15 protein-coding genes are annotated in these 14,049 nt (G+C 69.2%); 7 read left to right on the forward strand and 8 right to left on the reverse strand.

Annotated elements, in window-relative coordinates:
• Positions 1–40: 40 nt before the first annotated feature.
• From flgK to MFF30_RS11010, 3 genes are all read left to right on the forward strand, one after another.
• Positions 41–1,918 (forward strand): flagellar hook-associated protein FlgK, encoded by a 1,878-nt coding sequence (gene flgK / locus MFF30_RS11000; protein WP_238279412.1) that lies wholly within the window; start codon positions 41–43, stop codon positions 1,916–1,918.
• A 38-nt stretch (positions 1,919–1,956) separates the two neighbouring features.
• A complete protein-coding gene (locus tag MFF30_RS11005) occupies positions 1,957–3,744 on the forward strand; it encodes a flagellin family protein (RefSeq protein WP_238279413.1) in 1,788 nt (595 codons plus the stop codon).
• Between the two features lie 197 nt (positions 3,745–3,941).
• Positions 3,942–4,256 (forward strand): porin, encoded by a 315-nt coding sequence (locus MFF30_RS11010; protein WP_238279414.1) that lies wholly within the window; start codon positions 3,942–3,944, stop codon positions 4,254–4,256.
• 55 nt (positions 4,257–4,311) lie between these two features.
• Here MFF30_RS11010 and MFF30_RS11015 read toward each other — a convergent pair whose 3' ends face one another.
• Genes MFF30_RS11015 through MFF30_RS11025 form a run of 3 tightly spaced genes read right to left on the reverse strand, consistent with a single transcriptional unit; the run spans position 4,312 to position 6,275 of the window.
• Positions 4,312–4,800, reverse strand: coding sequence for a hypothetical protein (locus tag MFF30_RS11015; protein WP_238279415.1), 489 nt, complete (start codon positions 4,798–4,800; stop codon positions 4,312–4,314).
• On the reverse strand, positions 4,784–5,161 hold the full coding sequence (locus MFF30_RS11020) for a rod-binding protein (protein ID WP_238279416.1): 378 nt from the start codon (positions 5,159–5,161) through the stop codon (positions 4,784–4,786). The genes MFF30_RS11015 and MFF30_RS11020 overlap by 17 nt, the downstream gene beginning before the upstream one ends.
• 40 nt (positions 5,162–5,201) lie before the next feature.
• Entirely contained in the window at positions 5,202–6,275 is a 1,074-nt protein-coding gene (locus MFF30_RS11025) for a flagellar basal body P-ring protein FlgI (protein ID WP_238279483.1), read from the reverse strand.
• 305 nt (positions 6,276–6,580) lie between these two features.
• Between MFF30_RS11025 and MFF30_RS11030 the strand changes: the two genes are divergently transcribed.
• On the forward strand, positions 6,581–7,006 hold the full coding sequence (locus MFF30_RS11030; protein ID WP_238279417.1) for a flagellar assembly protein FliX: 426 nt from the start codon (positions 6,581–6,583) through the stop codon (positions 7,004–7,006).
• Positions 7,007–7,055: 49 nt separating this feature from the next.
• On the opposite strand, the gene MFF30_RS11035 is transcribed toward MFF30_RS11030, so the two are convergent.
• The gene (locus MFF30_RS11035) at positions 7,056–7,601 is read right to left on the reverse strand and encodes a YciE/YciF ferroxidase family protein (RefSeq protein ID WP_238279418.1); all 546 of its coding nucleotides are present in this window, start codon (positions 7,599–7,601) and stop codon (positions 7,056–7,058) included.
• Positions 7,602–8,093: 492 nt separating this feature from the next.
• On the opposite strand from MFF30_RS11035, the gene dksA reads away from it, so the two are divergent.
• The gene (dksA, locus tag MFF30_RS11040; RefSeq protein ID WP_238279419.1) at positions 8,094–8,513 is read left to right on the forward strand and encodes an RNA polymerase-binding protein DksA; all 420 of its coding nucleotides are present in this window, start codon (positions 8,094–8,096) and stop codon (positions 8,511–8,513) included.
• Between the two features lie 43 nt (positions 8,514–8,556).
• Here the strand turns inward: dksA and flgH are convergent, their stop codons facing one another.
• Genes flgH through flgF form a run of 4 tightly spaced genes read right to left on the reverse strand, consistent with a single transcriptional unit; the run spans position 8,557 to position 11,987 of the window.
• Positions 8,557–9,318 carry a flagellar basal body L-ring protein FlgH gene (gene flgH / locus MFF30_RS11045; protein ID WP_373320884.1) on the reverse strand — a complete coding sequence of 254 codons (762 nt, stop codon included), beginning with the start codon at positions 9,316–9,318 and terminating at the stop codon, positions 8,557–8,559.
• Positions 9,319–9,366: 48 nt separating this feature from the next.
• Positions 9,367–10,428, reverse strand: a complete 1,062-nt coding sequence (gene flgA / locus MFF30_RS11050) for a flagellar basal body P-ring formation chaperone FlgA (RefSeq protein ID WP_238279420.1) — start codon at positions 10,426–10,428, stop codon at positions 9,367–9,369.
• Between the two features lie 14 nt (positions 10,429–10,442).
• A complete protein-coding gene (gene flgG, locus MFF30_RS11055) occupies positions 10,443–11,234 on the reverse strand; it encodes a flagellar basal-body rod protein FlgG (protein WP_238279421.1) in 792 nt (263 codons plus the stop codon).
• A 12-nt stretch (positions 11,235–11,246) separates the two neighbouring features.
• Entirely contained in the window at positions 11,247–11,987 is a 741-nt protein-coding gene (gene flgF / locus MFF30_RS11060) for a flagellar basal-body rod protein FlgF (RefSeq protein ID WP_238279422.1), read from the reverse strand.
• A gap of 269 nt (positions 11,988–12,256) precedes the next feature.
• Here flgF and fliL point away from each other — a divergent pair, with 269 nt between their 5' ends.
• Together fliL and fliM are read left to right on the forward strand one after the other, a co-directional pair.
• The gene (gene fliL / locus MFF30_RS11065; RefSeq protein WP_238279424.1) at positions 12,257–12,763 is read left to right on the forward strand and encodes a flagellar basal body-associated protein FliL; all 507 of its coding nucleotides are present in this window, start codon (positions 12,257–12,259) and stop codon (positions 12,761–12,763) included.
• 52 nt (positions 12,764–12,815) lie between these two features.
• Positions 12,816–14,033, forward strand: coding sequence for a flagellar motor switch protein FliM (gene fliM / locus MFF30_RS11070; RefSeq protein WP_238279425.1), 1,218 nt, complete (start codon positions 12,816–12,818; stop codon positions 14,031–14,033).
• The last annotated feature ends 16 nt before the right edge of the window (positions 14,034–14,049 follow it).

The following is a 14,049-nucleotide window of genomic DNA, read 5'->3' on the forward strand; positions in this document are numbered from 1 at the left end:
GAGAAGCGCGATCGTCACGTAGAATCGGGGGGAGGGGTTCGTGAGCTTCAACACCGTCAATACCGCCTCCGCCGGGCTGAAGGTCACCCAGGCCGCGATCGGCGTCGTCTCGCAGAACATCGCGAATGTCGGCACAGCCGGCTACACCAAGCGCACCGTCACCTCGGTGGCGCAGGGCGTCGGCAATTCGAGCGTCTCGATCGGCACGATCGGGCGCGCCCTCGACGCGGCGTCCCTGAAGCAGTTGCGCATGGAGACCTCGGGGGCGGCCTATACCGGCTCGCTCGCGGCGGTGCGGACGCAGCTCGATCAGCTCTACGGCACGCCGGGCACGGCCACCGCCCTCGACGGGGTGATGAACGATTTCGCGCTCTCGCTGCAGACGCTCGCGAGCGACCCGACCTTGGTCCCCGCGCGCTCGGCCGTGCTCACCAAGGCCGCCAACCTCGCCGACAGCATCGGCGGCATCGCGGAAGGCGTCCAGAACCTGCGGACCGCCACCGAGAGTCAACTCGGCAGCGACACCGTCAAGGCCAGCGCGTACCTGGCGTCGATCGCCACCCTGAATACGCAGATCGCCGCCACCAACGACGAGGGGGCGCGAAACGCCCTTCTCGACCAGCGCGACGGGGCGATCACGGGCCTGTCGGCCTATCTCGACGTGCAGACCGTCGACCAGCGCGACGGCACGGTCTCGGTCATCACCAATTCGGGGATGACGCTGGTCGATCGCGGTTCGGCCGCGACCCTGAGCTTCGATGGGCGCGGCACTCTCTCCCCCGACGCGGCCTACACGCAGAATCCAGCGACGCGCGGCGTCGGCACCATCACGGCGACCACGCCCGGAGGGGCACGCATCGACCTCATCGCCGCCAATGCGATCCGGTCCGGATCCCTCGCGGCGGGAATCGAACTGCGCGACACGGTCCTGCCCCAGGCACAGCGCCAGCTCGACGAGCTGGCGGCCGGCCTCGCGCGCTCGATGTCCGACCGGCAGGCGACGGGAACCGCCGTCACCGCCGGCGCCGGTAGCGGGTTCGACATCGACCTCGACGGCCTGAAAGCGGGCAACGCCATCACGGTGAGCCTGCGCGATGCCGCGGGCGTCCAACGCAACCTCGTGCTGATGCCCTATGGCGGCAGCACCGCACCCACCGTCGCCGCCGCCGACCTCAACGATCCGACCGCGATGGTCGTGCCCTTCAAGGTGTCGGGCACGGCGACGGGCCTGCGCGACGCGATCCAGGCCGCCCTCGGCACGACCTTCAGCGTCACCACCCAGCCCGGCGCCGGAACCGGCGGCCTGCGCATCACCACCGATCCCACCACCGGGGCGCCGACCCTGCTGGGCGTCGCAGCGAGCGTGACCCAGCCGCTGAACACGACGGATTTCCAGACGGGGCAGGGACAGCTGCCGCTCTTCGTCGACATCACCGCCAAGGGAACCCTCTACACCGGATCGTTCGACACCGGCTCGCAGCTGACGGGCTTTGCGCAGCGCATCGCACTGAACCCCGCGCTGGTCGGAAACACCGCCAACCTCGTCGACACTTCGGGGAAGTCGCTCGCCTCCGACCCGACCCGGCCGCAATTCCTCTACACGGCGCTGACCGGGGACAACCGGACCTTCGGGGCGGCGAGCGGGATCGGGGGCGTGAACGCACCCTACAGCTCCAGCGTTCAGACCTTCGCCCAGCGCATCATCGACGCGCAGGGCGCCGGTGCCGCCACTGCCAAGAGTCTCGACGAGGGCCAAGGCATCGCTCTGGCGACCGCCCAGTCGCGCGTCGCCTCCACCTCCGGCGTGAGCATCGACGAGGAGATGTCGAAGCTCGTGCAGCTCCAGACCGCCTACAGCGCCAACGCGCGGGTGCTCACCGCCGCCCGCGACCTCCTCGACACCCTGCTGCGGATCTAGGTGCCGCCCGCCATGCGCCCACACCTCGCGAGGTCCCGATGAGCATCGCGCCCTTCAACGCCAGCACCTATGTGGGCGACCGCAACACCGCCAATCTGGTCGGGTTGAAAGGTCGCCTGGATACGCTGACGAACCAGCTCGCGAGCGGCAAGACAGCCACGACCTATGGCGGCCTCGGCGTCGGACGGACCACCAGCCTCAGCGCGCACGCGGCCCTCTCCGCCCTGGACGGCTACGACGCCGCCATCACGGGGGCGACCACCCGGGTGGCCCTCGCCAACACCAGCGTGACGCAGGTCAACACCCTGGGTGCCACGCTGCAGCGCTCCCTCACCGCCAGCAATGCGTCCACCGCCGTCGACACGCCCAAGCTCGCGCGAGACAGCCTGAATGCCGCAATCGATGCCCTGAACGTCGACCTCGGCGGACAGTATATCTTCGGCGGCCGCGCCACCGATTCCCCGCCGGTGGCCACCACGGACGCGATCCTGAACGGAGAGCCCGCGGCGGGCCGCGACGGGCTGAAGACCCTGATCGCCGAGCAGAAGTCGGCCGATCTCGGCCCGAACGCCAACGGGCGCATCGGCGCGAGCGCGGCCGGCACGGTGGTGACCCTCAGCGAGGAGGGCACCGGCGTGGCCGGCACCGAGGCCCGGGCGAATTTCGGGTTCCGGCTGCTCTCGGCCACCAGCTCCAACACCGCCGGGATCACCGCCGGCACGACGACCAAAGCCACCAGCCCTGACGTGACCTTCACGATGGCGGCCGCACCTGCCGAGGGCGACCGCATCCGGGTCGCCGTCAACCAGCCTGACGGTAGCCAGAGCTTCGTCGACCTGACCGCCCGAGCCTCCTCGGCGACGGGGGATGCCGACACGATGCCGGTCTTCGCGACCGCCGCCGAGGCGCAGACCTACCTGAACGACCGTTTCAAGGCGGTCCCCGTCGCCAGCATCCAGGGGCCGGCCGCCCTCGACCTTCAGGCGAACTTCGGCGCCGGCACTCCGGCCTCGCTCACCCTCGGCATCACCGGTACGCCGAAGGCCGGCGACACCGTGACGATCAACGTGGCCCTGCGCGACGGCACGACCCAGAGCCTGACTCTGACCGCACGCGCGAGCGCGGACGCGACCTCGACCACCGATTTCGCCCTCACCGGCGATATCGCCGCGAACCTGTCGAACGCCGTCAACAATGCCCTGAAGGGCGCGGCCACGACCACCCTGAGCGCGAGTTCGGCCTCCCGCGCCACGCAGGACTTCTTTGCTGGCTCGGCCTCGGCCGGGCTCGCCCCGCGCCGGGTCGAGGGCAACGGCTATGCCGGGCAGGCCAGCGACAAGACGGTGATCTGGTACACCGGCGACGACACGGCCGCCGATCCCCGCGCCACCGCAACGGCGCAGGTCAGCGCCACCCGGGTGCTCAACATCGGCGTGCAGGCCAACGAGGCGCCGATCCGCGCCGTCCTGTCGGGGCTCGCGATGGTCGCGGCGGAGTCCAGCACCGGCGGCGCGGCCGGAACACCGCAGGCCCAGCACTTCAACGCGCTCTCCGAGCGCGCGCGCGACCTGCTCGTGTCCGACACGGCCAAGGACGGCGTGCCCGGCATCGCCGCCGATCTCGGCCTCGCGTCGAGCACGCTCGCCAATACCAAGGCGTCGAACCGGACGAGCCGCGCCGCGCTGGAAGGCTCCCTCGACGGAGTCGATACGATCTCGGCGGAGTCTGTCACCGCGCAACTTCTGCAACTGCAGACGCAACTCCAGGCGAGCTACCAGGTCACCTCCATGCTGTCGAAGCTGACCCTGGTGAACTATCTCGGCTAATACGGGACCTTGATGAGCCTGACTCATCGAGGTCCGCCCGCGCGACGGCGCGGCGGCGGTCGTCCGCCGGACCTCAGGGAGGCTGACCTATGTGTCAGACCCAGTGAGACTTGCTCGAAGCCCGTATCCGGGTGGCTTTGCGCGCCGCCCGAGATGGCCTAATCCTGGAGCGACAGCATCCCCGGGGAGCCCGCACCATGAACGTCGCGATCCGTGCCGGCTTGATCTGCGCCGTGCTCAGCGGTGCCGGGCCCGCCCGCGCCGCGGAGCGACCGGTGCCGCAGCCGCAGCGGGAAGCGATGCTGCCCTGTCCGCGGCTGGGACCCGGCTTCGTGCGGGCTCCGGGTTCTGCGACCTGTGTGCGGGTCAGCGGCCGCGCGGTGGCCGGGGTCGATCTCGGCACGCAGCATTCCGGCCCGGTCACGGCGGGCCAGCTCTCCATCGACACCCGCAACGAATCGGATCTCGGCCCCGTGCGCGCTTTCGTGCGCATGGGACACGGCCGACCCTGAGCGGACGAAGCCTCAGCCGCCGCCGTTGCGGAATCCGCGCGGGACGCGGCGCCGCTCAGAGGTTGCGAGACAGGACCAGGGGCTGGCTGCGGGCGACGCCGCTGCGGCCGTAGGGGGAGGGACCTTGCGAGGGCCGGCCGTAGACCGTCGGCGTCCGCGCGCGGTTCATTTCGTCGGCCAGGGTTTTCACCAGACCCTCCGACACGGTCCGGGCGGTGGCCAGCACCGCCTGGTTCGTCTCGACGGCCTGCGTGAAGCGCGCATGGGCGGCCTTCAGGGCGGCGATGCCCTCGGGTGCGAAGCGTGCGAGCGCGATGGCGTTGGCCTTGATCGCCTCCAGGCCCTGGAGATAGTCGGAGGCCAGCCCGGTCTTGCGCTCGGTCTCGGCCAGGCCCTCGCGCAGGCGTCCTACGCGGACATGGCCGCTCTCGCGGGCGAGCAGCGCCTCGAGGGCGTCCAGGCTCACCATCACGGCGGCGACCAGGGCGGCGGCGCCGGCCCGGTCGGTGACGCGGGGAAGCTGGCCCTCAGTTGCTCGCTGCACCGGTTCCCTCCTGCATCTTCATCATCTCGCGGAAGACGCCGTCGGCGATGCCGACGCCGCCGCTCTTCACGATCTGCGCGGCATATTCCTTGGTGAGCATCGAGCGGTAGACGCCGCCGCCAGTGCCGTTCTCGCCCAGGGGACCGTCGGTGCCGTCGGACTGCGTGAGGCGATCCAGCGACTGCTCGAGGAACATCGACTCGAAGTCGGTCGAGGCCTTGCGCGCCTTGGCCTCGGCGGCGGCCTTGCCCGTGGTGGTGGCCGCGGACCCGACCGCGCCCTGCACGGATTTGGCGATGTCGCCGATGATGGCCTTGCCGACCCCGAGGGCGGCGCTGGCGGCGAGTGGTGCGAACAGCATGGGTGTCACCTCGCTTGGCTGAGACGGAAGGGGGCCGGCATCACATCACCTCGATGTCGGCCTGAAGGGCGCCCGCCGCCTTGATGGCCTGCAGGATCGAGATGAGGTCGCGGGGGCCGATGCCGAGGGCGTTGAGTCCGTCGACGAGTTCGCGCAGGGTCACGCCCTCCTTCACCAGGGCGAGCTTGTTGCCGTCGCCGGTATCGACCTTGACGCCGGTACGCGGCACCACCGTGGTCGTGCCGTTCGAGAAGGGCGCGGGCTGGCTCACCTGCGGCTGCTCGGTGATGGTCACGGTGAGGTTGCCCTGCGCGATCGCCACGGTGGAAACCCGGACATCGCGGCCCATCACGATGATGCCGGAGCGCTCGTCGACGATGACCCGCGCGGTCTGGTCGGGCTCGACCTTCAGCTGCTCGACCTCGGTGACGAGGCGGATCATGTTGCCCGAGTAGCGCGCCGGGATCTGGAGGGTGACGGTCGCCGGATCGGTTGGCTCGGCGGTGTCGGCCCCCATGAAATCGTTGATGGCGGCGGCGATGCGCTTCGAGGTGGTGAAATCGGGATTGCGGAGCGACAGGCGCAGGGAGCGCATGTCATTCATCTTGAACGCCATCTCGCGCTCGATCATGGCCCCGTTGGGCACGCGTCCGTTGGTTGGGACGCCCCGTGTGATCTTGGCGGCGTCGCCCTCGGCCGAGAAGCCCGCGATGGCGACCGAGCCCTGTGCCAGGGCGTAGACCTCGCCGTCGGCGCCGAGCAGGGGCGTCACCAGCAGGGTGCCGCCCTGGAGGGACTTGGCGTCACCCAGCGACGAGACCGTGATGTCGATGCGGTTCCCCTGCGTGGCGAAGGGCGGCAGGCTCGCGGTGACCATCACGGCCGCGAGGTTCTGCGTGCGCATGGTCGCGCCCCGCGTGTTGACGCCGAGGCGCTCGAGCATCGCCTGGAGGGATTGCTTGGTGAAGGGAATGTTGTTGAGGGTGTCGCCGGTGCCGTTGAGGCCGACGACGATGCCGTAACCCACGAGTTGGTTCTGGCGCACTCCCTCGACGCTGGCGAGGTCCTTCACTCGCGACAGCGCCCGGGCAGGCACCGTCTGGCCGATCGCCATCGCCAGCACCAGGAGGCACAGGGCGAGACGGCGGAGCGGGGCGGGACAGGCAAACCGATCGATCATGGCGCACTTTGAGACGGACGGGTCCCGTTCCATCTGCCAGGAGCGTGCCACGCGGACTGGGTTCGCTAAGCTATTGTTATAAAATTAGTTTTCGAAAAGACCATGCTCCGTGGGCGGGCCGTCCGAAACGCCGTTCCTGCCGACCCGGCAGCTTCTGCCGGGCCGTTTGCAATTCGTTAACCACGCCGCCCGGATGCTGGGGCTGTTGGGCGGTCCATCGCCCCGATCGGTCTCAAGCCATGCGCGTCGACACCCGCTTCGTCACCACGGGCACCGCCTCCGCCGGAACTCCCCGCCGCGCCGAGGGCGCACCCGCCTTCGCGGTGTCGAATCCCGCTGCGGCCCCAAGCAGCGCCGCAGCGACGCCGGCCGCCACCCTGGCGGGGCTGGACGCGATCCTCACCCTCCAGACGAACACGGACACGCCGGAAGAACGCCGCCGCCGCTCGGCAAAGCGTGGCAACGACCTTCTCGACGGGCTCGACCGGCTCAAGGCCTCGCTCATCATGGGCCGGGTCTCGACGCGGGATCTCCAGGCCATCGCATCGCGTCTTGCCGAGCGCGCCGGTGTCAGCGGCGACCCGCGCCTCGACGGACTGATCGCCGATATCGAGTTGCGGGCGGCCGTCGAGATCGCGAAGCTCTCGGCAGCCCGCGCCGCCTGATATCCGGGGCCCCGCCTCGGTCAGCGTCCCCGTCTCGGAAAGGGTCGGATCACCCCTTGGATTTGGCCTTCGCGCGCGGGGCCGCCTCGGTCTCCTCCACCGCCTCGCTGCCCTCGGCGTTGATCTGTTCGGCTATCTGGCTGAGGAGCGCGTCGGTCTTCTTCTCTTCTTCCAGGGTCTGCTCCAGCAGTTTGGCGGCGTCCTCGTAGCCGAGCTGGCGGGCCCAGGTCTTCAGTGTGCCGTAGCGGGCGATCTCGTAATGCTCGATGGCCTGGGCGCAGGCAGTGAGCACCGCATCGGCGGCGGGGCTGCCGGCGAAATCCTCCAGGTCCTCCTCCATCTCGGACGTGATCCCCTGCATGGCCTCGCAGGTCTTGGCCCGGGCCGGCTTGCCGATGATCTCGAAGACCTGATTCAGACGCTCGACTTGCTCGGCGCTCTCCTCAGCATGGGTCTCGAAAGCGCTACGCAGGTCCTCATGCTCGGCCGCCTTGGCGGACTTCTTGAGAGCGCGGACGGACTGCTTCTCGGCATAATAGACGTCCTTCAACGTCTCGTAGAACGCGTCGTGCAGGGTCTTCGTCTTGGTGGCCATGACGCTTGCTCCAAATGATGGATGATGAGGAAACGAATTCTCTGGCCCGGCCCCGGACCTTCGTAAGGTCAGGGGCAGACTTACAATCGTGCAAGTCGGCCGGTGTTCACGTCAGGCGAGGCTGAAAAGTTTGGATCGGCCTGCGCTATGCTCGGATGGCAGCGCGTTTCGACGGCGCCGAGCCCAACGTGAACCCCTCGTGGCGGTTCCGCGATATCGGTGGGTCGGCTCCTGTCCGGGCCTGGACGCCTGTGGATCGGCTGGACGCGACGCCTGCAATTTAACGCAGGACGGCGTGGCCGTGACAAAGAGGCGTCGCTGTCGCGCGTTGGCCTTCGCCCCCAAGTGCTTACAGCCGTTGCGTGTTTGCCGCAGCGCCAGAATCATCCGTGAGGATTGCGGTGGGCGGCGTTCACGATGCGTTGTCGTGGCCTGGCCCCTGCATTATAGCCACGCGAAATGGTCGCCGCGAACCGGCTGCAAGAGGCGCGAATGGCGAAGATCACGATTGAGGACGGGTACGTACCGAGTGAGAACGAGCCGTTCATGAATGATCGGCAGCGTGAATATTTCCGCCGAAAACTTCTGAGCTGGAAATCGGACATTCTCCGCGAAGCCCAGGATACGCTGGTGGCACTCCAGACCGAGAACGAAAATCATCCCGACCTGGCGGATCGTGCCTCGTCGGAAACCGACCGCTCGATCGAATTGCGGGCGCGCGACCGCCAGCGCAAGCTCAACGGCAAGATCGACGCCGCGCTGGCCCGGCTGGAGGACGGCTCCTACGGCTATTGCGAGGAGACGGGCGAGCCGATCTCCCTGAAGCGCCTCGACGCCCGACCCATCGCCACCCTGTCGCTCGAAGCGCAGGAGCGCCACGAGCGCCGCGAGCGGGTGTATCGCGACGATTAGAGACCGGCAGCGTGGGGGGCGACGCCCCCGCCTCGCCTGCTGCTCAGAACGGCAGGATCACATCCACCAGCTGCTGGCCGTAGCGTGGCTGCTGGACGTCGCTGATCTGACCGCGGCCGCCATAGGCGATGCGGGCCTGGGCGATTTTCGTCGACTCGATGGTGTTGTCGGACTCGATGTCTTCGGGACGCACCACGCCGGCCACGATGAGTTCGCGCACCTCGAAGTTGATGCGGATCTCCTGCTTGCCCTCCACCACGAGGTTTCCGTTCGGCAGGATCTGCGTGACGATGGCGGCGACGCTGGTGGTGACCGTCTCGTTGCGCTGAACCGAACCGGCGCCATCGCTCGACGAGGTCGAGGTGGCATTCAGGAGTTTGTCGGCCGCGATGCCCGCCGCCGCGACCCCGGCGTTTTTCTCCAGGCCGAAAGCGTTGGGCAGGCCGAAGCCCTCGGCGTTCGAGCGCGAGCGCTTGGTCTCGTTGTTCAGGTTCGCCTTGTCGGTGACGTTCACCTTGACGGTCACGAGGTCGCCGATGCGCGCTGCCCGCTGGTCCTTGAAGAAGGCGCGCGAGCCGGTCCGCCAGAGCGAATTCGGCGCGTAGGAGACGGGCTGAACCTCCGGCATCGGCAGGCGCACCGGCTTGTACCCGGCCTGCGCCGTCGGATCCTCGATCGCCGAGAGGGCCGGGGTCGCCCCGATCTGCGAGAGCCGGTCGACCGTGTTGCAGGCGCCGAGCGCCGTGCAGAGCAGCGCGACGGCCAGGGGGCGGGACGCATGGTGGGTCATCGGGCGGGGGAGCATCGGGACCGAACCTTTGGAAAACCGGATGGACGGGCCGACCGCGAAGGGTCAGCGCTGAAGGGCGGGCGCGTCGAGGGCGGCGCTGGCCTGCCGGATCGCCGGGGCGGGGCCGACCGAGACCCGGCCGGGGCCGATCACGGTGGCGGACAGGATCTTCTTCGAGATCGGGTTGGTGACCGTGATGGTGGCACCGAGGCGGCCGCTCTCGTTGGCGAGCGCCCGTAGGGAGAGGTTGAGGCCGGGCGCGTCGAACACGATGGTGACCGCCTCGCCGCGCGCGACGAGATCCGGCGGCGCGAGGTCGCCAGCACGCAGGATCGCGCCCGCGCTGAGGCCGCGCTGGGCCACCTGACCCGCGAGCCCGCCCTGCGCACCCTGTGCGTCCGGCGGGGTGGCCTCGCGCGGGCGCCGTTCCAGCGTGATGTCGGCGGCGGTGACGGCCTCGCCCCGGTTGAGGGCGCGGCCGAGGACGGCGACTTCGCGGATCTCCACGACCTGGCCGGTGACGCGCAGGGAGGCCTGGCGCTCGCCCAGGGTGATGAGGGCGGCGATGCGGCGCGAGCGCGGATCGTAGGCCACGTCCAGGGCAGAGGCCGGCCCGTCGAGGTCGACGGGGGCCAGCAGCACCGGCGCCTCGCCGTCGAGGCGTACGGCGAGGTTGCGGGCATCGAGAGCGTGGCCCGCTTCGAGGGCGCGCTTGAGGGCGGCCTCGATCTCGGGCGCCGTGACCCGGCGCGCCGAGCGCAGCACCGAGACCTGGACCCGCCCGCCCGTCTCGACCGCGCCGAGGCCGAGGCCCGCGACCGCGTCGGCGATGCGCCGGGCCTGGATCGTGCCGGTCGCACCCAGGGCCGGCGCACGGAACAGCGGCTGGTGGGCAGCCTCCGCGGAGGCGCCCTCCACGAGGTCGCCGAGGGTGAGGACGTCGCCACGCGCGGTGACGTCGCCCCGCAGGCGTAAGGGGGCGCTCCCCCGGTCGTCCTGCGCCAGCACCTGGCCGACGAGCAGACAGAGCGCGAGGACGGCGAGCAGGGCGCGGCCGACGACGCCGGCGCTGAGGGTGGCGACCCGCGTGGGGCGATAGGGGGTGATCTGCCGGAGGGCGTGCATGGTTGGGAGCCCGGTCAGCTGCGGAACATCTGGGAGGTGGTGGAGAGCATCTGGTCGGCGGCCGTCACCACCTTCGAGTTCATCTCGTAGGCGCGCTGCGCGGCGATCAGGGAGGAGATCTCGGTGACGGCGTTGACGTTGGCCTCTTCGAGATAGCTCTGCTGGAGGTTGCCGAAGCCTTCGGCGCCGGGCAGGCCGTTGATCGCCGGCCCGGAGGCCGCGGTCTCGATGAAGAGGTTGTCGCCGATCGATTCGAGGCCGACCTTGTTGACGAAGCGCGAGAGCTGGAACTGCCCGAGCGCCTGCGGCGCCGTCTGGCCCGGCACGGTCGCCTGCACGGCGCCCTGCGCGCTGATCGTCACCGAGGTGGCGTTGTTCGGCACCGTGACACCCGGATCGACGAGGTAGCCGTCGCGGGTGACGAGCTGGCCCTGTGCCGAGAGGTCGAACGAGCCGTCGCGGGTGTAGGCGGTGCGGCCGTCCGGCAGGGTGACGCGGAACAGGCCCTCGCCGCGGATCGCGACGTCGTAGTCCTTCTCGGTGCTCGTCAGAGTGCCCTGGGACATCACCCGCGCGGTCGAGGTGGTCTTCACGCCCGAGCCGATGGCGAGGCCGGCGGGGAGCTGGGTGTTCTGGTCCGAGGTCGAGGAGCCGGCCCGGCGCAGGTTCTGGTAGAGCAGGTCTTGGAAATGGGCTTGCTGGCGCTTGTAGCCGGTGGTGCGCAGGTTCGCGATGTTGTTCGAGATGACCTGGACGTTGAGTTCCTGGGCCGCCATGCCGGTGGCGGCGGCGTAGAGGGCGCGCATCTGCGGTGTTCCTTACGCGACGTCGGCGAGGCGGCGGATTGCCGTCCCGCGCAGGTCGTCGAGGCGCGAGATCACGCCCGAGACCATGGTGTAGGTGCGGTTCACGTCCATCAGCCGGGTCATCTCGACCACGGGCCTGACGTTGGAGCGCTCGAGGGCGCCCGCCTCCACCCGGCCCGCGAGGCCTGCGGCCTGCGGCTGGGCGGTGGAGCCGTAGAGGTTGGCCCCCTCGTTGGTGAGGGCCTGCGGGTTGGCGAAGGTGACGAGGCGAACGCGGCCCCGGATGCCCAGCTTGGTGGAGACGGTCCCGTCCGGGCCGATGGCGATCCCGGTCTCCTGCGGGCCGATCTGGATCGGGCCGCCGTCGCCCTGCACGGGGTAGCCGTCGCTGGTCACGAGGGTGCCCTGCGCGTTGGTCTCGAAGGCGCCGTTGCGGGTGTAGCGGTCGCCGTTCGGCGTGCGCACCACCAGGAACGCGTCGCCCCGCACGGCGACGTGGAGCGGGTTGCCGGTCTGCTCGATCGGCCCCTGCGCGAGGTCGAGGGCGGTGCCCTGGTCGATGACGTAGGAAACGCGCCGGTCCGGCTTCTGGAACGAATCGGCGCTCGCCACCGGCATCAGGTATTCCTGGAAGCGGCTGTTGCGGGCCTTGAAGCCGTTGGTCGAGACGTTGGCCATGTTGTTGGCGATGACGTCCAGTTCGCGCTGAAGCGCGACCTGGCTCGAAACCCCCACGAACAATGCGTTCTGCATGACACCCTCAGCCCCGACACGCGACGACGTCAGGGTGTCCGCATGGTGCATGCCAATCGCCCGCACGACGATTTTTCGTTCGCTTCGAATAGGTTAGACAGAGGCCAGGTGACCCGCGACGGGGGACGCGCAACGCCGCGCGGCAAGTCCGACCCGGCAGCTTTTGCCGCCTTAACGACACGTTAACTCTGTTCGCCCGATACCGATGTCAGGCTCCTCCGAGCAGGGGCGCCAATCCGACGATCCAGTCCCATCCCCGAGGTCCCGCCATGGCCAAGAAGCCGAAGAAGGCCGCGCCCGAGGGCGAGGAGGGCGCCGAGGGCGAAGCCCCGAAATCCGGCAAGAAGAAGCTCATCGTCATCGGCGCGGTGGTGCTGGCGCTCGCGGGCGGCGGCGGGTTCTTCTTCATGAAGAAGAAGGCTGGCGGCGACGGACACGGCGATGCGGTAGCCGAAGTCAAGAAGCCGGTCGTGTTCCTCGATGTCCGCGAGATGATGATCAACCTCGCCAGCGAGCCCGGCCAGGACAAGACGCGCTTTGCCAAGATCAAGGTCGCGATCGAGTTGAAGGACGCCAAGGTCGAGGGCGAGGTGAAGCCCCTGATGCCGCGCATCGAGGACGCCTTCCAGGTCTACCTGCGCGAACTGCGCGCCAGCGACCTGTCCGGCTCGGCCGGCATCTACCGCCTGCGCGAGGAATTGCTGCGGCGGGTGAACGTCGCGATCCATCCGGCCCGCGCCGAGGCGGTCCTGTTCAAGGACGTCGTGGTCCAGTAGCCGGCGGTGGGCGGAGCGGGACGACGAGAACCATGCGAGTGACGAGAGTCTGATGGCCGGACCGGACGACGCGATCGACGAGGACGACTGGGCGGCCGCACTCATCGCCCAGAACGGCGAGGGCGGGGAATCCTCGCTCGCCGACGAATGGGGCGCCGCGCTCGCCGAGCAGGGCACCACGACCCATGCCAGCGACGTCGCCGCCGAATGGGCGACGATGATCGAGGACGGGGAGACCGACAATCTCCCCGAGCTCGCCGGCAACGACCGCATCCTGAACCAGGACGAGATCGACGGCGTCCTCGGCTTCTCCCTGCGCGAGCTCTCGGCCTCGGGCGCGGGCGGCGTGCGCGCCATCGTCGATTCGGGCGTCGTCCAGTACGAACGCCTGCCGATGCTGGAAATCGTCTTCGACCGGATGATCCGGTTGTTGTCGACGAGCCTGCGCAACTTCTTCCAGGACAACGTCGAGGTGACGCTGGACAACATCACCTCGGTGCGGTTCGGCGACTATCTCAACGCGATTCCGCTGCCGACCCTGCTGGGCGTGTTCCGGGCCGATGCCTGGGAGAATTCCGGCCTCGTCACCGTCGAGTCGAATCTCGCCTACTCGACCCTCGACCTGCTGCTCGGCGGTAAGCGCGGCGGCTCGTCGACCCGCCTCGACGGGCGGCCCTTCACCACCATCGAGATGCAGCTGGTGCGGCGCCTCGTGGAGATCATCCTTACCGACCTCGAACTCTCGTTCCAGCCGCTCTCGCCGGTGCGCTTTGCCATCGACCGGATCGAGACCAATCCGCGCTTCGCCACCATCACCCGGCCCGCCAACGCGGCGATCCTGATCAGCCTCAAGCTCGACATGGATGGCCGAGGCGGCCAGCTGCAGATCCTGTTCCCCTACGCCACCATCGAGCCGATCCGTGAACTGCTCATGCAGAGCTTCATGGGCGAGAAGCTCGGGCGCGACCACGTCTGGGAAAGCCACCTCGCGACCGAGATCTGGCAGGCCGACGCCACCATGGAGGCGGTGCTGCACGAGATGATGCTGCCCCTCAAGCGGGTGCTTTCCCTGAAGGTGGGCGACACCCTGATGTTCGACACCAAGCCCTCGGACCTCATCGCCGTGCGCTGCGGCGACTGGGCTCTGACGCAGGGGCGTATCGGCCGGATCGACGACAACATCGCAGTTCAGCTCACCCGGCCCCTGCGCCGGTCCCGCACGACCCTCCAGGCCTTCGAGGCCTCCATGAACAACCGCACGGACGGGTGACCGATCACATGAGTGT

This window comes from Methylobacterium goesingense (assembly GCF_022179225.1).
Lineage (GTDB): Bacteria > Pseudomonadota > Alphaproteobacteria > Rhizobiales > Beijerinckiaceae > Methylobacterium > Methylobacterium goesingense.